Genomic DNA, 20,670 nt, shown 5'->3' on the forward strand with positions numbered 1-20,670 from the left:
GATCCATTCTAATAATGCGTTAGACGCACGACTCACGGAGACACTTCCTCAAAACAGATAGACCGCTGTCGGCCAACAGATGCCCTCAGCAGTGGCGCTCGCGATCGTACTGCGGCGGTGAGGGACGATAGGCGGCGACTTTTCGGCGACCCTAGCGTAGTAAGCCCTCTCCGGCCTATGCTCGCCGTAGCAGGGCTGCTCTACGAACGAGCGTAGTAGATTTGGCTAGCCGAAGGTACTTTTGGCGGGATCTTCGTGCCTGCGGTCGCAATATCAGAGTGCTCCAGCGGAAACGTAGTTATCAGTTTCATCTACGCTGGGACGCCAAATCCCGCCTTTTCTTCGCGGCGGCACGACCTCGCACTCCAGACTACGATCACTGCTGATGGCATCGTCGTAGGCAGGTGAGTTGTGGCGTAGAAAATTCGCCACCTGTTCCAGACTGGCTACTTGTGTCCGGCGAACAGCGTCTCGATAAGCGGACATTCCGGCAGCGTGCCGTCGGCGCATTGCGCGACCACGTCCTTAAGCACCCGCTCCATCCGTCTTAGGTCGGCTATCTTCGCCCGCACATCGTCGAGGTGCGTGGCGGCCACAACCCGCGCTTCCGCGCAGGGCTGGTCCCGCTCGTCGACGAGGCGCAAGAGTTCGCGGATCTCGTCGAGCGAGAAGCCGAGCTCGCGCGCCCGCAGCACGAACCGAAGGCGCCGCTCATGCGAGGTGTCGTAGCTGCGATAGCCGCTCGCTGTGCGCGGCGGGTCGGGTAGAAGGCCGACCTTCTCGTAATAGCGCACGGTCTCCAGGTTGCAGCCCGTCCGCTGGGCGAGCTCGGCCCGTTGCAGGCCCTTCACCACGGCGTGATCGCGCATCGCAAAAACCCTCTTGACCCTGTAGTGACTACAGACCGCATGGTACGGCACAGATAGTATTTCGGCAAGGATAGAGAGGTCGGACATGGACACCGCGCGACCAGGAACAGTAGCGGTCACATCGGGCGAAGCGGGCGTCGCCGCGTCGGAGCGGAGCGAGGTCGGACGGCAGCGCTTGGTCGCCGTCGGCGGCATTCTCGGCGCGCTTGCCGCCTCCTCCTGCTGCATCGTGCCACTCGTCTTGTTCAGCCTCGGCATCGGTGGCGCCTGGATTGGCAATCTGACGGCGCTCGCACCCTACAAGCCATTGTTCGTCGCCGGGACGACGGGTGTTCTCGGCTACGGCTTCTACCTCGTCTACTGGAAGCCGCGGCAAGCCTGCGCCGATGACGCGGCCTGTGCACGCCCGATCCCCAGCCGCCTCGTGCAAATCGCGCTTTGGATCGCAACGGTCCTCGTCGCGGCTGCCTTCGCCTTCGACTATGTCGCGCCGCTGCTGCTTCGCGCCTGAGCAAAGAGGAGATCCATTCCATGAAGACCTATTTGAGCGCTCTCGCCCTGATCGCCTCGGTGATGACGGCGCCGGCTGCGTTTGCTGCCGAACGTACGATCACCTTCGCCGTCGACAACATGACCTGCGCCTCCTGTCCCTACATCGTAAAGACCTCGATGGCAGCGGTGCCCGGGGTGACGAAGGTGGCGGTCTCGTTCGAGGCGAAGACCGCCACCGTGACCTTCGATGACGGGAAAACGAACCCCGACGCCATCGCGGCGGCCAGCATGAACGCCGGCTATCCCGCCCGCCCGACGCAGCAGCAAGGCAGTTGACATGAATGACCGTGCCCTGATCCGCACCGGCACCGCCGGCGCCACTGTTGCCGCGATCTGCTGCGCGATGCCTGTCCTCGCGGTGCTCCTGCCGCTGGTTGGTCTGAGCGCGTGGATGGCACGCGCGGATCTAGTGCTGTTTCCACTGCTGGCGGCGAGCCTCGGGCTCATCGCGTGGGGCGTTTATCGGCGCCGCACCAGAGCCGCCTGTTGCGAGACGAGAATCACGAAGAAGGCCTGAAGCAATGAACGATTGCTGCGCATCCACCGCGTCCCGGGACAAGGTTGCGGCTTCCGCATCCGCGACACTGCCGAGCTATGCCGTGCGGCCAGGTGTGACGTTCCCGGACTGGCCGGTGGTTTCGTCGCTCGTGGTCAAAGACGCCCTGCTGGCAATGGTCGGGTCCGGCCATGTGCTCAACCGCTGGAGCGGCTACGACCCGGCCACGGACCGCGTTCGCGTTGTGCTGCTTCAGCTTTACGCCGAACACGGACGAGCTCCGACGCCCGGTGCGCTTGCCAAGTGTGCGGCGCTGAGCGAGACGGCCATCCAGCCGCTGCTCCAAGATCTCCGCCGTCGCGACCTGGTCGTTCTCGACGGCGACAAGATCGTCGGCGCCTATCCTTTCACCGACCGCGACACCGGCCACCGGGTCACACTGGATGGACGCACTCTCAATGCCATGTGCGCGGTCGACGCGCTCGGCATCGGTGCCATGACCGGCCACGACATCGCGATCGCATCGAGCTGCCGCTACTGTGGCGCGCCAATCCGGATCGCCACGCGAGATCGAGGCAGGGCGTTGGCCCAGGTCGAGCCGCGGACGGCCTTCGTGTGGCTCAGCGTCCGTTATGAAGGCGCGTGCGCTGCGAACTCACTATGCGCGGCAACGTCATTCTTCTGTTCGGACGATCACCTCGCCGCGTGGCGTCAGGAGCGTCGATCCGCCGAACCGGGATTCCGGCTGTCAATCGAGGAAGCCCTGGAAGCAGGTCGAGCGATCTTCGGGCCGAGCCTTGCCGGTGTGACCGCCGGCGAACGTGCGGTCGACCTCGCTGCCGAGGCGCGTGGAGCATTTCCATCATCGGTCGATACCGTGTCGAAAAACACGCCGACGGCAGGCCGGCGGGTTGCCTCGAACGGGCGCAATGGCGGTGGCTACGATCTCGTCGTCATCGGCGCCGGCTCGGCCGGCTTCTCGGCCGCGATCACAGCCGCCGACCAAGGCGCGCAGGTAGCGCTCATAGGGAGCGGCACCATCGGCGGCACCTGCGTCAATATCGGCTGCGTGCCGTCGAAGACGCTGATCCGCGCCGCCGAGACGCTCCACAATGCTCGGGCGGCAGCGCGCTTCGCCGGCATCTCGGCCGAGGCCGAAGTGACCGACTGGCGGGGAACCGTTCGCCAGAAGGACGCGCTCGTTTCCGGGTTGCGCCAGGCCAAGTACATTGACCTCCTCCCGGCCTATAACGGCATCGCCTATCGCGAAGGGCCGGCGCGCCTCATGGACCGTGGCGTCGAGGTGGACGGCACGCGCATTCCCGCCGGCAAGATCATCATCGCGACCGGCGCGCGGCCGGCGGTTCCTGCCATCCCCGGCATCGAGACCGTGCCGTATCTCACCAGCACGACGGCGCTCGACCTCGAGGAGCTGCCGCGGTCGCTGCTTGTGATCGGCGGCGGCTATATCGGAGCGGAGCTCGCCCAGATGTTCGTCCGCGCCGGCGTCAAGGTGACGCTCGTGTGCCGGTCCCGCTTGCTCCCCGAGACCGAGCCCGAGATCAGCGCGGCCCTGACGGCGTATTTCGCAGACGAGGGGATCACCGTGACCTCCGGTATTGCCTACCGCGCCATTCGGAAGACTGAGGACGGTGTCTCGCTCATTGTTGCGCGCGACGGCCAGGACACGACGATCGAGGCGGACCGGGTACTGATCACCACCGGCCGCACACCCAATATTGAAAGCCTGGGGCTCGCCGAACACGAGATCGCCGTCTCGTCTAGGGGCGCCATCGTCATTGATGATCGGATGCGCACGACCCGCGCCGGCATCTATGCCGCCGGCGACGTCACCGGCCGCGACCAGTTCGTTTACATGGCCGCCTACGGCGCAAAGCTCGCGGCGAAGAACGCCCTCAATGGCGACAGCTTGCGCTACGACAACAGCGCCATGCCCGCCGTCGTGTTCACCGACCCGCAGGTGGCGAGTGTCGGGCTGACGGAGGCCGCGGCTCGAACGGCGGGGTATGCCGTCCGTGCCTCGACGATCGGTCTCGACCAGGTGCCGCGCGCGCTCGCCGCGCGCGACACCCGCGGGCTCATCAAGCTTGTCGCCGACGCCGGCAGCGGCCGGCTGCTCGGCGCGCATATCCTGGCGCCGGAGGGTGCTGACAGCATTCAGACCGCGGCGCTCGCGATCCGGCACCGCCTCACCATCGACGACCTCGCGGATACGATCTTTCCGTATCTCACCACAGTCGAGGGCCTGAAGCTCGCGGCGCTGTCGTTCAGCAAGGACGTCGCGAAGCTGTCGTGCTGCGCGGGCTGATAGAGATTCATTCAGGCAATACTCGTTTTCAAGCGCAAGAACTGCCGCGCGCTTCTGTCATCGACCTGATACCTGCCACCTCGCCGCAGACCAAGAGAACGGTGACGAGCGCGACCCGGATAGGCACGCTGATGCCGCTTGCTCTCGCGGGAATCGGCGCCGCGTTCGGATGGGCGGCAGCAGGCATAAGTAGGAGAGACGAATGGCGGAGCAATACGACCTCGTAGTCATAGGAACCGGCACGGCTGCCATGGTCGCTGCCATGCGCGTGCGCGCTGCCGGCTGGAGTGTGGCGATCATCGACTACCGGCCTTTCGGCGGCACCTGCGCCCTACGCGGCTGCGACCCGAAAAAGATGCTTGTCGGCGGTGCCTCGGCCCTCGACCACGCCCGGCGCATGCGGGGCAACGGCGTTGCCGGCGACGTCCATATCGACTGGCCCGAACTGATTGCCTTCAAGCGCACCTTCACCGATCCAGTCCCTGAAAAACATGAACACCGCTACGATGAAAAGGGCATCCATACGTACCGCGGGCACGCGCGCTTCACGGGCCGGAACAGCCTGACGGTGGACGGCGAGAGCCTTGAAGCCCGCCACGTCCTTATCGCTGCGGGTGCCGAGCCGATAAGGCTAGGGATTCCCGGTGAAGAGTACTTCGCCACCAACGAAGACTTCTTGGCCATGGAGCGACTGCCACGCCGGATCGTGCTGGTTGGCGGCGGGTATATTGCGTCGGAGTTCTCCCACATCGCTGCGCGTGCGGGTGTGCAGGTGACGATTCTCCAGCGTGGCAAACGGATGCTTGGACACTTTGACCCGGACCTCGTGGGCTGGCTCATGGACAAGTTCCGGGAGATCCGGGTGGATGTGCGCTTGCGGACCACGGTAAGCGCGATCGAGAAGGACCATGCGGGCTTTGTCGTCCGCGCTTCCTCAGAAGGCGGAGACGCGACCTTCGACGCCGACCTCGTTGTCCATTCGGCCGGCCGCGCGCCTGCGCTCGACGCGCTTGATCTTGAGGCCGGCGGCGTCGCCGCGGAGAAGGGCCGGCTCAAGCTGAATGAGTACCTGCAGAGCGTCTCTAACGCAGCCGTATATGCCGCCGGCGATGCGGCACAGGAGGGGCCGCCGCTGACTCCCGTCTCCAGCCACGACGCCAAGATGGTCGCCGCTAACCTCCTGGAGGGCAATCGGCATAGACCCGACTATCGCGGCGTGCCAAGCGTCGCCTTCACGATCCCGCCGATCGCCGCCGTCGGGCTGAGCGAGGAACAAGCACGTCAGCAGGACCTGAAATTTCAGACGAAGTCCCAGAAGGCGTCCGACTGGTTTACGGCCCGCCAGGCCGTAGAGAAGACCTATGGCTTCAAGGTGATGGTGGAGGACGATACGGGGCGCATCATCGGCGCTCATCTTGTCGGGCCGCACGCCGATGAAGTGATCAACCTGTTTGCCCTGGCGATCCGCCACGACCTGACGGCCGACAATCTGAAGACGACAATGTTCGCGTATCCCACTGGCGCCTCGGATATCGGCTACATGCTCTGAATGCTGGTATCAACGGCAAGCATGTCGCCGAGCGCCTTCAACTTGTTTGCAGCACCCCAAAGTCGTCGCAGGGAGATGGCGTGCAGGATCGCATTTTAGGCGGCGTTGGCGTTTTGTGGGATACGCTCTCATAGTGCCCCAGCGGAAACATAGTTATCAGTTTCATCTACGCTGGGGCGCCATTCGTTGCGGGGGAGGAAATCGATGTACGACCTCGCGGTGATCGGCGGCGGCGTCAACGGCTGCGGGATTGCGCGCGATGCGGCCGGGCGCGGCGCGAAGGTGCTGCTGCTCGAACGCGGCGATCTCGCCTGCGGCACCTCCTCGGCCTCGACCAAGCTGATCCACGGCGGGCTGCGCTATCTTGAACATTACGAATTCGCCCTGGTGCGCGAAGCCTTGCAGGAACGCGAGCGGCTGTGGCGCATTGCCCCGCATCTCATCCACCCGATGCGCTTCGTCCTGCCCTATCGCAAGGGATTGCGGCCGCGCTGGATACTGCGGTTCGGGCTGCTCATCTACGATCATCTCGGCGGCCGCACCACGCTGCCGGGCACCGCGACGCTCGATCTTCGCCGCCATCCCGCCGGCGCCCCGCTCAAGCCCGGCTTCCGCCACGGCTACGCCTATTCGGACGGCTGGGTCGATGACGCCCGCCTGGTCGCCTTGAACGCGCTCGACGCCGCCGAACGCGGCGCGACGATCGAAACCCATACCGAGGTGACGCGACTGGCTCGTGAGGACGGCGGCTGGCTGATCACCGCGCACGATCGCACCTTCCGCGCCCGCGCGCTCGTCAACGCCGCCGGGCCGTTCGTGCTCGATCTGCTCCACGACGCCCACCAGCCGACCGAGCGCCGGATGCGCTTCGTCCGCGGCTCGCACATCGTCGTGCCCAGATTGTTCGATCACAGCTTCGCCTATTTCTTCCAGCTTCCCGACGGCCGCATCTTCTTCGCGGTGCCCTATGAGCGCGATTTCACGCTGATCGGCACCACCGATCGCGATCAGGACAGCCCCGAGCGTCCACCCGCCGCCAGCGACGAGGAAATCCGCTACCTCTGCGACGCCGCCAACCAGTATTTCGCGCAATCGATCGGCCCGGACGACGTGGTGTGGAGCTATGCCGGGGTGCGCCCGCTGGTCGACGACGGATCGGGCAAGCCCGAAGCCGCGACGCGCGGCTATCGCCTCGAACTCGACGGCGGCGACGGGGAACCCGCGCTGCTGTCGGTGTTCGGCGGCAAGATCACCACCTATCGCCACCTGGCGGCTGAAGCCGTCGATCTGCTCGCCGATCATCTCGACGCACTCCAGGGCGACGCGTGGACGGCGACCCAGCCGCTCCCCGGCGGCGACTTTCCGACCGACGGCCTGCCCGCGCTCGAAGCCGATCTCGCGCGCGCCTATCCGTTCTTCGATTCGGTCTGGGTGGAGCGCATCGCGAAGGCTTACGGCACGCGCGCCCGGCGCTGGCTGGCCGATGCGCGGTCGCTCGACGATCTGGGCACCCATTTCGGGCACGGCCTCACTGCGGCCGAGGTCGATTATCTGGTCGCGGTCGAATGGGCGCGGACGGCGGACGACGTGCTGTGGCGCCGCACCAAATTGGGGCTGCGCTTCGACGCCGATCAGGCCGCGGCGCTCGCCCGATATATGGCGGAGCAGCAATGACCGAGCGCCTGATCCTCGTCCTCGACGAAGGCACCACCTCGACCCGCGCGATCCTCTACGCGCCCGACGGCACGCGCCGCGGCGTCGCGCAACGCGAACTGACGCAGCATTATCCCCGCCCCGGCCGGGTCGAACACGATGCCGACGAGATCTGGCGCGCCACCCTCGCCTGCGCCGTCGAGATGGTTGCGGCGGCGGGCGGCGCGGATCGGATCGCCGCGATCGGCATCACCAACCAGCGCGAAACCGTCGTCGCCTGGGACAAGCGCACCGGCGAACCGATCACCCGCGCAATCGTCTGGCAGGATCGCCGCACCGCCGATCAATGCCGCGCGCTGGTCAAGGCGGGCCACGAACCCTTGGTCCAGACGCGCACCGGGCTCGTCATCGATCCCTATTTCTCGGCGACCAAGATGCACTGGATCCTCGATAACATCCCCGAGGCACGCGCGCTCGGCGACGCGCTGGCGTTCGGCACGATCGAAAGCTGGCTAGTCTGGAAATTGACCGGCGGCGCGCACCTGACTGACGCGAGCAACGCCAGCCGCACCCAGTTGATGGCGCTCGAAGACCGTGACTGGGACGACGAATTGTGCGCGCTGATGGGGGTGCCTCGCGCGCATCTTCCCGAAATCGTCGACATGACGGGCGATATCGGCCGCTGCGATCGCGCCTTGCTCGGCGGTGCGATCCCGATCTGCGGGCTGGCGGGCGACCAGCAGGCAGCGACGATCGGCCAGGGCTGTTTCGCGGTCGGCGACACCAAGGCGACGTTCGGCACCGGCGCCTTCGTGCTCACCAACATGGGCGCGCAACTGCCACGCTCGCAGCACCGCCTGCTCGGCACCGTGCTGCTCCAGCTCGGCGGCAAGCGCACCTATGCGCTCGAAGGATCGGTGTTCGTCGCGGGCAGCCTCGTCAAATGGCTGCGCGACCAATTGGGCTGGATCGACCGCGCCGCCGATACCGAGGCGATCGCGCGCGCGACCCCCGACAATGGCGGCGTCTACCTGCTCCCCGCGCTCGCCGGGCTCGGCGCGCCGCACTGGCGCCCCGATGCCACCGGCGCGATCGTCGGGCTCACGCTCGGCACCACGCGCGACCAGATCGTGCGCGCCGCGATGGAATCGCTCGCCCATCAATGCCGCGATCTGATGGAGGCCTTCGCCGCCGACGGCGCCGCGTGGCAATCGCTGCGCATCGACGGCGGGATGAGCGCCAACGACTGGATGGCGCAGGATCTCGCCGACATGCTCGACCTGCCCGTCGAGCGGCCGGCGGATGTCGAAACGACCGCACTGGGCGCGGCGATGCTGGCCGGGATCGGCGCCGGGCTGTTCGCGTCGCTGCAAGAAGCAGTGGCAATGCGGCCGGCCACCCGCCGCTTCACCCCCGCACTCGCCCCCACCGATCGCGATCGACGCCTCGCCGGATGGCACGCGATGCTCGCGCGCCACCTGAATTGACCGCGGACAGCGGCCGAAAAACGCGAAATTCAGCGATTGGTGGTGGTGCCGCCTACAGGACTCGAACCTGTGACCCCCGCATTACGAATGCGATGCTCTACCAGCTGAGCTAAGGCGGCTCGTCCCCAAAGATGGGGCCGTTGGAAGGCGGCGCGAGTAACAGGTCGCCGGGGGGCTGGCAAGCGGGTTTCGCGGCGGCGGAATGGCTTTACGCTTCGTTTACCACGCAGAGGGCACAACGGTATCCGAACCGACGAATATCTCGTCGCTTGAGGATGGCGCATGGACACGCTTCGCGGCCTGGACGATGATCGGACCGGAACCGATCACGACGAAGACGGGAACGCGTCGGTCAACGACGTCGGCCACGACATCGGCACCGACGAGCGGCGCATGCATGTGCGCGCCTATAATCATTGGGTGTCGCTGCTGGGCGGCCGCGCTTATCCGGCGATCGACGATCTCGATCCCACCAATATCTCGGATTTCGGCGCCAATAGCGTCCTGCTCGATTTCTCCGCCGGGGTCGAAAACCCCGCGATCCGTTTCCTCGGGCGCGCGCTGCGCGACGAATGCGGCCTCGATGCCTCGATCGCCAGCATCGCCGAGGTGCCGAGCCGATCGCTACTGTCGCGCCTCACCGATCACTATCTCCAGATCATCGCCAATCGCGCCCCGATCGGCTTCGAGGCCGAATTCGTGGGCACGCGCGGCAACCCCACGCGCTATCGCGGCATCCTGATGCCGTTTTCATCCGACGAGGACACGATCGATTTCATCTACGGCGTCATCAACTGGAAAGAACTGGTCGACGCCGAAAGCCAGAAAAAACTCAACGCCGAAGTCGATGCGTCGCTGCGTGCCGCGCCGCGCGTCACGCCGACCGCTCCCGCCTGGGCAGACGGCCCCGGCGCTGAGGACGAGATCAACGACGACGCCGAAACTGAGGCCGACACCGCATCCCGGGCAGCCGCGTCGATCGCGGGCGCGCTCGCCGATCAGTTGCTGCTCGCGCAGCAGACCGCGGCCGCAGCGCGCGCCGCCGACACGCGCACCCGCGCCGCGCTCTACCGCGCGCTCGGCCGCGCACACGATTTCGCGCTCGCCGCCGCCGAGGACAGCGAAGGCTATGCCGCGCTCCTCGCCGATGCCGGGATCAAGCCACAAGCTCGCGCGCCGATGACGCCGATCGTCAAGCTCGTCTTCGGCGCGGATTACGACAAGACGCGGCTCACCGAATTCGCCACCGTGCTCGCCCACGCGCAGCGCCACGCGGTCGGCGTGGGGGCGCTCACTGCGCTGCTCGACGCGGCCGAGGGTGGGATCAAGGGCATCGTCCAGGCCGAACGCGCGGCGCGGCGCCCGGCCGCACGCCCGGACGTCACCAAACGCGCCGTCGCCAGGCTCGCCGAACGCGCACCGATCGCGTCGATCGCGGTCGAGACCGACGCCGTGACCGGTGAATATGTCCTGCTGCTGGCGCGCGCCGCGGGGCACGGCATGCTCGATATCGTCGCCAGCGTCGAAGGATCGAGCGCCCTCACCGACCGCGCGATCCGCCAGGCCGCGCATTGAAAATGTCGCTGTTAGCGGCAACATTCGCCGCTTTGTTGCAAACCATATGCGCCTTCCCCAACGCCTCTTGAGATAGCGATTCTCGCGGCGCATAGGATGCGCATGACCACGACCACGCTCTCGTCACTGGCGGATAAGCTGACGCGTCACCTCACCGATGGGGCCCTTCCCGCCGAGCTTCACGCCTTCGGTAAAACCCAGCAGAAGGAAGCGGCCGCGTTCGTCGCGGCGACCGCCGAAACGCGCAAGGCGGGCAAGCCACGGCTCGCGATCGAGACGCTGCCGGGCGATGCGGCGAGCACGCGCCGGATGCGGCTGGCAATCATCAATGACGACATGCCGTTCCTGCTCGATTCGATCGCGGCAACGATCAACGCGCACGATATCGCCATCGATCGCGTCATCCATCCGGTGGTGCCCGTCGAGCGCGGCGCCAACGGCAAGCTGCGCTCGGTCGGCGCGGGCGGTACGCCCGAATCGATGATCTATATCGAGCTGCGCCGCGTCGATGCGCGCGCGCGGCGCGATCTGCTGTCCGCGATCGAGCATAACCTCGCCGACGTCCGCGCCGCCGTGAGCGACTGGGACAAGCTGCAAGAGGCGATGCGCACCGACGCCGCCCGCCTCGGCAAGGGCAGCGATATCGAAGGCGCGGCCTTGCTCGAATGGTTCCTCGATCGGCACTTCACGTTGCTCGGCCACGAGACGTGGATGCGCGACGGCACGACACGCGACGTGCTGGGCATCGCGCGCAACCCACAAGCCGGGCCGATGCTGGCGGAGGCATCGCGTCATCTCGCGCTCGCCTGGTTCGAAAAGGGCGGCGAACCGCCGCTGCTGCTCAAATCCAATCTGATCTCGACCGTCCACCGGGCCGTTCCGCTCGATCTCGCGGTGGTGCCGATCATCGAAGACGGCAAGATCGCGGGGCTGTCGATCCATGCCGGGCTGTGGACCAGCGCCGCGCTCAACGCCCCGCCGCAGGATGTGCCCGTGCTGCGCACGCGGCTCACCGCGCTCGAGGCAAAGTTCGGGTTCGATCCCAAGGGGCATACCGGCAAGGCGCTCACGCACGCGCTCACCCAATTGCCGCACGATCTCGTCACCGCGTTCACGCCCGACGCACTCGAAACCCTGGCGCTGACCTCGATGTCGCTCGCCGATCGGCCGCGCCCGCGGCTGGTGGTGGTTCCCTCGACGCTGGGGCGGCACCTGTTCGCCTTCGTCTGGCTGCCGCGCGACGATCTGTCGACGCGACGCCGCGTCGCGATCGGCGAGATGCTGTCGGAGGCCGCCAACGCGGCGCTGCTGAGCTGGTCGATCGCAATGGAGGACGGCGTCGTCGCGCTGCTCCGCTATACGCTCGACATGCGCGCCGATGGCCGCATCCCCGATTCCGACGCCCTCGATGGCCAGCTCGAAGAGATGGTGCGCGGCTGGGTGCCCGCGGTCGAGGCAGCGCTTGTCCGGCATATCGAGCCTGCGCGCGCGGCACGGCTTGCGCTGCGCCACGCGGCGACCTTCCCCGCGTCGTATCGCAGCATGAACGACGCCGAGGAGGCGGCCGAGGATATTCTGCGGCTGGCCGCTCTATCCTCGCCCGAAGCACGTTCGGTGCGCGTCTATCGCAGCCCCGAGGGCGCGCCCCGCCTCAAAATCTATCGCCTCGGCGGCCCGGTGGAGTTGTCCGACGCGGTGCCCGTCCTCGAGAATTTCGGTTTCCGCGTGATCGAGGAAGTGCCCGCGCCGCTCGACGACGAGCATCGCGGCTTCGTCCACGATTTCCGAATCTCGTCGGCCAGCGTCGCCGATGCCGATCTGTGCGCGGGCGACACGAGCGTGCTCGAAGGCGCGATGGCCGCCGTGCTCGAGGGCCATGCCGAAGACGACGCGTTCAACCGGCTGATCGTCGAGGCGGGGATGAAGCCCGCCTCGGTGGTGCTGTTCCGTGCGTGGTTCCGTTATCTGCGCCAGGCCGGGCTGAGCTACGGGCTGAACACCGTGGTCGATGCCCTGCGCCGCACACCCAAGGTGGCGACGGCGCTGGTCGCGCGTTTCGAGGCCGCCCACGACCCCGCCCAGAAGGGCGATCGCGCCGCCGCGATCGACGCCGCACGCAAGGCGATCGATCGTGGGCTCGATGCGGTGTCGGCGATTGACGACGATCGCATCCTGCGCGCGCTGCGCGGCGTCATCGCCGCGATGCTGCGCACCAACGCGTTCGCGCCGTCGAGCGAGGAAGCGCTTGCCTTCAAGCTCGATTCGAAGCTCGTGCCAGGTCTGCCCGCGCCGCTCCCGTGGCGCGAGATTTTCGTTTATTCGCCCCGGATCGAGGGCATTCATCTGCGTGCCGGCCCGGTCGCACGCGGCGGGCTTCGCTGGTCCGACCGGCGCGACGATTTCCGTACCGAGATCCTGGGGCTGATGAAGGCGCAGCGCGTCAAAAACGCGGTGATCGTGCCGACCGGCGCGAAAGGCGGCTTCTACCCCAAGCGCCTTCCCGCCCCCACCGATCGCGACGCCTGGATCGCCGAGGGCACCGAAAGCTATCGGATCTTCATCCGCGCGTTGCTCTCGATCACCGACAATATCGTCGAGGGTGATGTCATCCATCCCGCCAAGGTCGTGATCCATGACGGCGACGACCCTTATTTCGTCGTTGCCGCCGACAAGGGCACCGCGAGCTTCTCCGACGTCGCCAACGCGATCGCCGCCGAGCACGATTTCTGGCTGGGCGATGCTTTCGCCAGCGGCGGCAGCCACGGCTATGATCACAAAGGCATGGCGATCACCGCGCGCGGCGGATGGATTTCGGTCCAGCGCCATTTCGCCGAACGCGGCGTCGACGTGCAGACGGAGCCGGTCTCGGTCGTCGGCTGCGGCGACATGTCGGGCGACGTCTTCGGCAACGGGATGCTGTTGTCGAAGGCGATCCGGCTCAAGGCGGCGTTCGATCATCGCCACATCTTCCTCGATCCCGATCCCGATCCGGCCACGAGTTGGACCGAGCGCAAGCGCTTGTTCGATCTGCCGCGATCGAGCTGGGCCGATTACGACAAGAAATTGATCTCGAAGGGCGGCGGCGTCTTCTCGCGGCAGGACAAGACGATCAAGCTGTCGCCGCAGGTCCGCGAGAGGCTCGACATCGAGGCGACCGAGCTTGAACCCACCGCGCTGATCTCGGCGATCCTCAAGGCGCCGGTCGATCTGATCTGGTTCGGCGGCATCGGCACCTATGTGAAGGCGGCCGCGGAGCCGCATATCGATGTCGGCGATCCGGGCAACGACCGGTTGCGCGTCAACGGTGAAGACGTCCGCGCGGCGGTGATCGGCGAAGGCGCCAATCTGGGCGTGACGCAGGCGGCGCGGATCGCGTTCGCCGAGCGCGGCGGCCGGATCAACACCGATTTCATTGACAATTCGGCCGGGGTCGATTGCTCGGACAACGAGGTCAACATCAAGATCGCGCTCAACCGCGAGGTGATGGAAGGGCGGCTCGCGCTCGCCAAGCGCAACAAGCTGCTCACCGACATGACCGACGATGTCGCCGCTCTGGTCCTGGAGGACAACCGCCTCCAAACGCTCGCGCTGTCGATCATGGAGAATGACGGCGCCCTGTCCCTGCCGAGTTATGTCCGCGCGATCGAAATCTTCGAGACCGCCGGGCGGCTCGATCGCGCGGTCGAGGGGCTGGCGTCCAACGACGATCTGCTACGCCGCGCGCAGGAAGGGCTCGGGCTTACCCGGCCCGAACTCGCGGTGCTGATCGCGACCGCCAAGCTCGCGCTCCAGGATGCGATCGAACGCGGCGACCTCGCCCGGTCGGACGAGATGAAGGGCGATCTGCACGCCGCTTTTCCATCGGCGATGCGCAAGAAGTTCGCCGTCGCGATCGACGAACATCGGCTGCGCGCGGAGATTGTCGCGACCAAGCTCGCCAACCGCATCGTCAACCGGCTCGGCGTGCTTCACCCGCTCGAACTCGCCGAGGAGGAAGGCGCCTCGACGCTCGACATCGCGGCGATGTTCGTCGCGGCAGAGCGCCTGTTCGATCTCCCCGCCCTGTGGGCCGAGATCGAAACCGCCGACATGCCCGAGCGCGCGCGGATCGCGCTGTTCGATGAGGTCGCGGTCGCGGTGCGCTCGCAGATCGCGGATCTGCTGCGCATCTGCCCGCCGGGCTCGCTGCCGCAACCGATCGTCGACCGGATCAAGCCCGGCATCGAGCAACTCGGTCGTCAGACCAAATCGCTGCTGCTCGATGAAGTGAAGGCGCAATCGGGCCGGATCGCCGAAATGCTCGAAGCCGAAGGCGCGCCGCGCAAGCTCGTGCTGAAAGTGGTGCGGCTCTACGAACTCGACGGTGCCGTCGGGCTCGCCGATCTCGGCGAACAGCTCCGCATCGACGAGGTCGTGCTCACGCGCGCGTTCACCAGCCTGGGGCATGAACTCGGGCTCGATTGGGCGCAGGCCAACGCCGCGCGGATTACCTCGGGCGATCCCTGGGAACGGTTGTTGCTCGCGGGGCTCGCGCGCGATTTCCAGCAGCTTCGGCTCGAGTTCCTCGGCCGCACCGAAGGCCTTGATCCGCAAAAGCTGGTCGACGACTGGCTGGTCGCGAACCGGGCGCGGATCGATCAGTTCAAGCGACTGGTCGCGCGCGCGCGTCGCGCTCCCGCGCCCAGCGCCGCGATGCTCGCGCAGATCGCGGGCCAGGCACGCGTGCTGCTCGGTCGATAGGATCGAGTATTCCGTTCGGTTCGAGGCCGTTTCCTTGAGCTGTTCCGGTTCTGGCTGAACCGAACTGGCGTCGACGATCAGGCCGTCGCCGCCCCCTTTTTCCTGGCGGCGAGCCGACCGCGCCATGTGCGGGCGCGCCACCACATGATCACGCCCGTGATCGCGAGCCCCGCCGGTAGCAAGCCGCCGAGGAAGATGATCGTCTGCCACACCGGCCCGGTACCGTTGCCGTCATGGATGCGTCGCATCCACCCGGCGACACCCGATCCGCCGCGCGGTCGCGGTGTGGATATTGTCGCCACCTCGCCGCTCGCATCGTCGACGGCGACTTCCTTCGTCCCGATCGTCACCGTCCAGCGTGCGTCGTCGCCGGCGGGCCAGCGCACTTCCCGCACATCGCCCGGCACGCGCGCACCAGCGATCGCGATCGCCTGATCGAGACTGCGCTGCGGGTCGGTCGGTTGCGGAGGCGGCGCACGACGCGGCGGTGGGCCGCTGCGTGGTTCGGCACCCGTCAGTGCCCCGAAAAAGGCTGGGAACGAAATCCACGCCCCGGTCAGCGACAGCACGAACAAGGGCAACGAAATCCAGAAGCCCGCCATGTGGTGCAGGTTGGTGTCGAGATTGGCATGGCGGCGCCAGCGCAAGCCTTTGCTCCAGCGCCCGACCATCGGCCACCACAGCCAGATGCCGGTGAAGGCCGAAACCATCATCGCCACGCCCAGCCAGCCGACGATCTTGCGGCCGACACCCGGCACCATCAGGCTGCCGTGCAGGACGTGGAACACGCGCAACACGCCTTCGTTCGACGCCGCCTGATCGAGCACTTTCGCGGTCGGCGGGTCGAGATAGACCATCATCCGCACCGGGCGGCCGCGCGGTGGGCCCTTGCCCGCCTGCGTCGCCGCGACCACGACCGGGCCGTTGCCCTCGGGCATGGTGAGGCTGTTGATCCGCTCGCCCGGCGCCAGCACAGCTTGCGCCGCCTCGGCATATCGCTCGGCAGGCAGCATCGTCGCGCCGCTGGTCGCGTAGCGCGCTGGGTTGGCGATCCGGTCGGTCGCGCCCTTCCACACCAGCGCCGAGCCGGTGAGGCAAATCGGGATGATCAGGATCGCGAGGATCAGGCCGATCCATTTGTGGACCTGAAACCAGGTGCGGCGCCACGCTTGCTTGCTCATCGGTCCCCTCAGCATTCCGCCCAGCGGCGGAGAAGATTGTGATAGACGCCGGTCAGCCGGATCACGGCCGGATCGTCCTGCCCCATCGCGGCAGCGGCGGCCTGCACGCCTGAATCGAGTTCGAACAGCGTGCGGCGCGCGCCATCGTCGCGCACCATCGATTGAATCCAGAAGAACGCCGCGGTGCGACAACCGCGCGTCACCGGCTCGACATGGTGGAGGCTCGACGCGGGATAGAGCACCATATGCCCCGCGGGCAGCTTGACGCGCTGTTCGCCGAACTGGTCGTCGATCACCAGCTCGCCGCCATCATAGGCGTCGGGCTCCTCCAGAAAGAGCGTCGCGGAAAGATCGCTGCGGATACGGAAATCGCTGCCGCGCCTGATCCGCACCGCGCTGTCGACATGCGCGCCGAACGCTTCGCCGCCCTCATAGCGATTGAACAGCGGCGGAAAGACCTTGAGCGGCAGTGCGGCGGCGACGAACAACGGCGTCGCGGCCAGCGCATCGAGGATCACCGAGCCCGCGCGTTTCGCCGCATCCGATTCTTCGGGCAATTGCCGGTTGCGCTTCGCGAGCGCCGATTGCGTGCCCGACGTGGCGTTGCCGTCGATCCATTCGGCGCCATCGATCAGCGCGCGCGTTTCCTGCACCTGCCCGGCCGTCAGAACATCTGGAATGGCGATCAACATGCGGCCTTCCCCTGCCGCAGCATCAGCGGCCCGTGTTCGGCAAATCCGGGGATGTCGGAGCGGCGCAGCCACGCCTCGGCCTTGTCGAGAAACGAGGCAGTCGCGGTCTCGCCCGCGCGTGCGAGCCACACCAGCGCTTCATCGACCTTGCCCGCGAGCCCGAGCATCCGTGCATGGTTGAAGCAACCTCGAAAGTCGCCGCCTTCGGCCGCCTGCGCGTAACATTCGGCCGCCTTATCGATATCGGGCGCCACCACCCAGCCGTCTTCGTGGAAGCTGCCGACGAAGTTGATCGCCTTGGCATTGCCCATCGCGGCGGCCTTTTCGAGCCAGTCGAACGCCGCCGCCTTGTCTTCATCGACACCCTCGCCGAGCGCGAGCAAGGTCGCATAATTGTACATGCCCCAATCGAGGCCCATCTCCGCGGCGATACGAAAGCAGGCGGCTGCGCGGTCCTTCATCACCGGGGTGCCCCAGCCGAGATCGTAGCAGCGCCCGACCATGTTGATCGCCATCACATGATGCTGCGCGGCGGCCTTGCTGAACCAATCGAGCGCCGCACGCTGATCGACCGCCACGCCGGCGCCGTCGAGCAGCATCTGGCCGTAGACCGCCTGTGCTTCGGCAACCCCCGCCTCAGCCGCCCCACGCACGAACGCCGCGCGGCCCTCGGGTGAACCCGAGAGCCGTTCGGCGATCTCATCGGCGGTCAACGCATCGAGCACCGCAGATGCCATCATCAATACCGCAGATTGAGCGTGGCGAATGCCGATCTGCCCGGCGCGATGCTGGCATAATGCGCGGTGTACGCCTGATTGAAATACGTCTTGTTGGTCAGGTTCTGCACGTTGACGCTGAGATCGACCGCATCGGTGATCTTGACACCGGCACGGGCGTCGAACCGGACGTAACCAGGGATCGAACGCAGGATCGTTTTCGTCGCGGGAACCACTGTCACATTGCCGGCGCCATCCTGGCGCGCCGATCGATCGTCCTGATAGCCGCCGAACACGCGGCTGGTGTAGAAGGCGCCGCCGCCGATGCTGAACCGACCGAATTCGACATTGGTCCACAACGTCGCCGAATGCTTGGCGACGTTCGACACCTGACGACCGGTGCTGGTCGAGGGTACGAGCACGGTTTGCGCGGCCTGCCCGCCGACCGCCGCCGCGGTGAGCTTGGTGAAACCACCGTTGGTGATCTTCGGATCGAGATAGGTATAGCCCCCGAATACCGTCCAGCCCGGCAGGATCGTGCCATTGGCGGTGAGTTCGACGCCGCGGATGCGGGTCTCGCCGATATATTCGACAAAGCCGTCAGGCCCGGTCGTCCTCGCATTGTCGGTCTCGGTCTGGAAGGCGGCGAGGTTGAGCGCGAGACGCCCACCGAACAGATCGGCCTTCGCCCCCACCTCATAGCTCTTGGTCTTGGTGACCTTGATCGCGTCGGGGCTGAGCAGCGTTTCGCCGCGCCCCGGACTCAAGCCGTTGCTTTCCGATCCTTCGCCCAGCAGGCTGTTGGGCGGGGTCGCGGAGGTGGCGTAGCTCGCATAGAGGCTGGCGTTCGCGGTCGGCTTGAAGACAAGGCCGGCCTGCCAGTTGAACAAATCGTCCGAGCGCTTGATCGGGACCACTACCGCGCCCGCGCCTTTCTGCGTGGTTTTGAAGTGATCGTAGCGCACGCCAAGGTTGAGAATCAGCGCGTCGGCCAGCGTGATCGAGTCGAACGCGTAAACCGCCTTGGTGCTGGCCTCGTTCTGGATCTCGGTACTGGTCGCGCCCTTCTCGATCGGAGCCGTCACCGTCGAGGTATCTCCCGCATAATTGATCCACGGATCGTTGGGATTCGGATTGAACAGGCTGGTGCAGTTGAAGCGATCGAACGCGGCGTCGGTGCAGCGCGGCGAATTGGTCGAACCGGTGGCCAGCACATAGGCTCCGCGACGCGCCTTCTCCCATGACACCTCGGCGCCGACGGCGAAGCTGTGCTTCACCCCGCCGGTATCGACGGTGCCGAACAGATCGGTCTGGTTGACCAGCGCATCGGCATAGCCGTGGCGCGTGTTCGCGCGGCGCCACACCATGCCGCCCGCGGTTGCGGGAGTGGCCGGGTTGGTACCAAAGACATTGCCCTGCTGATCGTCGGGCTGGGTGTAGATATAGGCTTGGGTATTGTGCGTGTAGCGCGAGGTATTGCGCAGCGTGATCCCGCCGAAATCATGCTCGGCACGCAACGTCGCCTGGTGCGTCGTGGTGTCGCGGAAGTCGCGCGATTTGAGGCCGTAAAAGACGCTGCGATCGACATGGCCGGTCGCGCCCGCAATCGTGGTGACATCGCCGATCGCCGGTTCGACGAAAGTCTCACCAAGCGGCGCGTTGGCGAGATTATAGAGATAGGGGATGCCCGTATCGGGCAGTTCGTGGGTCTCGAGATAATAATAGCTCGCCGTCAACTTGGTGGGCGTGCCGATGCCGACGGTCACCGACGGTGCGACGCCCCAGCGGCGCTGATAGAGCGCATCGCGCCCGGCCACGTCCTGATCGTGCCACATCCCCTGGATGCGCGCGGCGACCGTATCGGACAGCTTTCCGTTCACATCCACCGTGACGCGCTTGTAATCGTCGCTACCATAGCTGAGCGCGGCGCGCGCGAAATTGTCGTTGATCGGCAGCTTGGAGATGATGTTGATGGTGCCGCCGGCCGAACCGCGTCCGCCGAGCGTCGAATCCGAACCGCGAACGATCTGGATCTGATCGACCGCAAAGACCTCGCGGGTTTGCGCGGAAAAATCGCGCACACTATCAACGAAAGTCGATCCCTGGCTGTCGAAACCCCGGATGAAGGGTCGGTCACCGATGGGATTGCCCCCCTCGGCCGCTCCGAACGTGATCCCCGGCACGGTGCGCAAGGCATCCTGAAGCGTGGCCGAGCCGGTCTGCTCGATGATCTTTTCCGGCAATACCACCACCGACCGCGGCGTGTTCACCGGTGACGCGACGTCCTTCGCGCCGCGCTGGCGCTCGCCGTTGACCAGAATGTCCTCGCGCGTCTGGCCATCGGCACGGACCTGCGGATCGGGATCGGCATGCGCATCCGCCGCGCGGTCAGCGGCATGAGCCGAGCCACACGCAAAGGCGCCGACGCAGCTCAAGGCAAGAAAAGTCGGTGCGGCGGTAGAGCGAGCGCGAGTGGCTACGGACGGCGTCACTTTGTGTCCCCTTAATCGATAACTGTAATCGAGGGGCCTGCTATTGCGAGTAGGTCGCACTGTCAACGCTATTGCGAACAATTCTCAGTTATGATCGAGAATAGCCAGGTCCGCAGCGCGCTCGCGAGGTTGGGTGGCACGTCGGCGACGATTCGTCGCGCATCGATTTCGGCGATCAGTGCGTTGAGCGGCAACGCCCGCGACTCAGCCGCCTGTTCGAGCGCTTCCCAGAAAAGCGGCTCGAGGCTGATCGAGGTCTGATGCCCCGCGATCGTCACCGATCGCTTGACCGGCCCGTGAAAGCCGCCGGAGGGCGCGTCGATCGCCCGCCCCGTCAAT

15 protein-coding genes and 1 tRNA gene are annotated in these 20,670 nt (G+C 66.3%); 9 read left to right on the forward strand and 7 right to left on the reverse strand.

Annotation, left to right across the window (positions count from 1 at the left end):
- Positions 1–446: 446 nt before the first annotated feature.
- A complete protein-coding gene (locus DFR49_RS20225) occupies positions 447–869 on the reverse strand; it encodes a MerR family transcriptional regulator (RefSeq protein WP_012114887.1) in 423 nt (140 codons plus the stop codon).
- 85 nt (positions 870–954) lie between these two features.
- Here DFR49_RS20225 and DFR49_RS20230 point away from each other — a divergent pair, with 85 nt between their 5' ends.
- From DFR49_RS20230 to DFR49_RS20260, 7 genes are all read left to right on the forward strand, one after another.
- Positions 955–1,380 (forward strand): mercuric transporter MerT family protein, encoded by a 426-nt coding sequence (locus DFR49_RS20230; protein ID WP_012114888.1) that lies wholly within the window; start codon positions 955–957, stop codon positions 1,378–1,380.
- A gap of 20 nt (positions 1,381–1,400) precedes the next feature.
- Complete coding sequence (locus DFR49_RS20235; protein ID WP_012114889.1) at positions 1,401–1,697, forward strand: heavy-metal-associated domain-containing protein; 297 nt, start codon at positions 1,401–1,403, stop codon at positions 1,695–1,697.
- Position 1,698: 1 nt separating this feature from the next.
- Positions 1,699–1,938 carry a mercury resistance system transport protein MerF gene (gene merF, locus DFR49_RS20240; protein WP_041575624.1) on the forward strand — a complete coding sequence of 80 codons (240 nt, stop codon included), beginning with the start codon at positions 1,699–1,701 and terminating at the stop codon, positions 1,936–1,938.
- Positions 1,939–1,942: 4 nt separating this feature from the next.
- Positions 1,943–4,246 (forward strand): bifunctional organomercurial lyase/mercury(II) reductase MerBA, encoded by a 2,304-nt coding sequence (gene merBA, locus DFR49_RS20245; RefSeq protein WP_012114890.1) that lies wholly within the window; start codon positions 1,943–1,945, stop codon positions 4,244–4,246.
- A gap of 202 nt (positions 4,247–4,448) precedes the next feature.
- Positions 4,449–5,795, forward strand: coding sequence for a dihydrolipoyl dehydrogenase family protein (locus DFR49_RS20250; RefSeq protein ID WP_012114891.1), 1,347 nt, complete (start codon positions 4,449–4,451; stop codon positions 5,793–5,795).
- Positions 5,796–5,999: 204 nt separating this feature from the next.
- Positions 6,000–7,469, forward strand: a complete 1,470-nt coding sequence (glpD, locus tag DFR49_RS20255) for a glycerol-3-phosphate dehydrogenase (RefSeq protein WP_119037476.1) — start codon at positions 6,000–6,002, stop codon at positions 7,467–7,469.
- The gene (locus DFR49_RS20260; protein ID WP_119037477.1) at positions 7,466–8,935 is read left to right on the forward strand and encodes an FGGY family carbohydrate kinase; all 1,470 of its coding nucleotides are present in this window, start codon (positions 7,466–7,468) and stop codon (positions 8,933–8,935) included. The genes glpD and DFR49_RS20260 overlap by 4 nt, the downstream gene beginning before the upstream one ends.
- A 43-nt stretch (positions 8,936–8,978) precedes the next feature.
- On the opposite strand, the gene DFR49_RS20265 is transcribed toward DFR49_RS20260, so the two are convergent.
- A tRNA-Thr gene (locus DFR49_RS20265) sits at positions 8,979–9,054 on the reverse strand.
- A gap of 163 nt (positions 9,055–9,217) precedes the next feature.
- Between DFR49_RS20265 and DFR49_RS20270 the strand changes: the two genes are divergently transcribed.
- Positions 9,218–10,510: a PAS domain-containing protein gene (locus tag DFR49_RS20270; RefSeq protein ID WP_119037478.1), complete on the forward strand. Its 1,293-nt coding sequence runs from the start codon at positions 9,218–9,220 to the stop codon at positions 10,508–10,510.
- A gap of 102 nt (positions 10,511–10,612) precedes the next feature.
- On the forward strand, positions 10,613–15,250 hold the full coding sequence (locus DFR49_RS20275) for an NAD-glutamate dehydrogenase (RefSeq protein WP_119037479.1): 4,638 nt from the start codon (positions 10,613–10,615) through the stop codon (positions 15,248–15,250).
- A 77-nt stretch (positions 15,251–15,327) separates the two neighbouring features.
- On the opposite strand, the gene DFR49_RS20280 is transcribed toward DFR49_RS20275, so the two are convergent.
- The 5 genes from DFR49_RS20280 to DFR49_RS20300 all read right to left on the reverse strand — a co-directional run bounded on the left by DFR49_RS20280 (position 15,328) and on the right by DFR49_RS20300 (position 20,669).
- Complete coding sequence (locus DFR49_RS20280) at positions 15,328–16,431, reverse strand: PepSY-associated TM helix domain-containing protein (RefSeq protein WP_119037480.1); 1,104 nt, start codon at positions 16,429–16,431, stop codon at positions 15,328–15,330.
- Between the two features lie 8 nt (positions 16,432–16,439).
- Positions 16,440–17,123: a Fe2+-dependent dioxygenase gene (locus DFR49_RS20285; RefSeq protein WP_119037481.1), complete on the reverse strand. Its 684-nt coding sequence runs from the start codon at positions 17,121–17,123 to the stop codon at positions 16,440–16,442.
- The gene (locus DFR49_RS20290; RefSeq protein WP_211325954.1) at positions 17,117–17,863 is read right to left on the reverse strand and encodes a tetratricopeptide repeat protein; all 747 of its coding nucleotides are present in this window, start codon (positions 17,861–17,863) and stop codon (positions 17,117–17,119) included. The genes DFR49_RS20285 and DFR49_RS20290 overlap by 7 nt, the downstream gene beginning before the upstream one ends.
- On the reverse strand, positions 17,863–20,331 hold the full coding sequence (locus DFR49_RS20295; RefSeq protein WP_119037483.1) for a TonB-dependent receptor: 2,469 nt from the start codon (positions 20,329–20,331) through the stop codon (positions 17,863–17,865). The genes DFR49_RS20290 and DFR49_RS20295 overlap by 1 nt, the downstream gene beginning before the upstream one ends.
- 68 nt (positions 20,332–20,399) lie before the next feature.
- Entirely contained in the window at positions 20,400–20,669 is a 270-nt protein-coding gene (locus tag DFR49_RS20300) for a ribbon-helix-helix domain-containing protein (RefSeq protein WP_245968672.1), read from the reverse strand.
- Position 20,670: the final 1 nt, after the last annotated feature.

Origin of the sequence: Hephaestia caeni, from assembly GCF_003550065.1 — a bacterium.
In the GTDB taxonomy this organism is placed as follows: domain Bacteria; phylum Pseudomonadota; class Alphaproteobacteria; order Sphingomonadales; family Sphingomonadaceae; genus Sphingomonas; species Sphingomonas caeni_A.

Coding starts and splice junctions, on each gene's coding strand:
- DFR49_RS20230 (WP_012114888.1), top strand. CDS start 955: ATGGACACCGCGCGACCAGGAACAGTAGCGGTCACATCGGGCGAAGCG.
- DFR49_RS20235 (WP_012114889.1), top strand. CDS start 1,401: ATGAAGACCTATTTGAGCGCTCTCGCCCTGATCGCCTCGGTGATGACG.
- DFR49_RS20290 (WP_211325954.1), bottom strand. CDS start 17,863: ATGATGGCATCTGCGGTGCTCGATGCGTTGACCGCCGATGAGATCGCC.
- DFR49_RS20270 (WP_119037478.1), top strand. CDS start 9,218: ATGGACACGCTTCGCGGCCTGGACGATGATCGGACCGGAACCGATCAC.
- DFR49_RS20285 (WP_119037481.1), bottom strand. CDS start 17,123: ATGTTGATCGCCATTCCAGATGTTCTGACGGCCGGGCAGGTGCAGGAA.
- DFR49_RS20275 (WP_119037479.1), top strand. CDS start 10,613: ATGACCACGACCACGCTCTCGTCACTGGCGGATAAGCTGACGCGTCAC.
- DFR49_RS20280 (WP_119037480.1), bottom strand. CDS start 16,431: ATGAGCAAGCAAGCGTGGCGCCGCACCTGGTTTCAGGTCCACAAATGG.
- DFR49_RS20225 (WP_012114887.1), bottom strand. CDS start 869: ATGCGCGATCACGCCGTGGTGAAGGGCCTGCAACGGGCCGAGCTCGCC.
- merF (WP_041575624.1), top strand. CDS start 1,699: ATGAATGACCGTGCCCTGATCCGCACCGGCACCGCCGGCGCCACTGTT.
- merBA (WP_012114890.1), top strand. CDS start 1,943: ATGAACGATTGCTGCGCATCCACCGCGTCCCGGGACAAGGTTGCGGCT.
- DFR49_RS20250 (WP_012114891.1), top strand. CDS start 4,449: ATGGCGGAGCAATACGACCTCGTAGTCATAGGAACCGGCACGGCTGCC.
- glpD (WP_119037476.1), top strand. CDS start 6,000: ATGTACGACCTCGCGGTGATCGGCGGCGGCGTCAACGGCTGCGGGATT.
- DFR49_RS20260 (WP_119037477.1), top strand. CDS start 7,466: ATGACCGAGCGCCTGATCCTCGTCCTCGACGAAGGCACCACCTCGACC.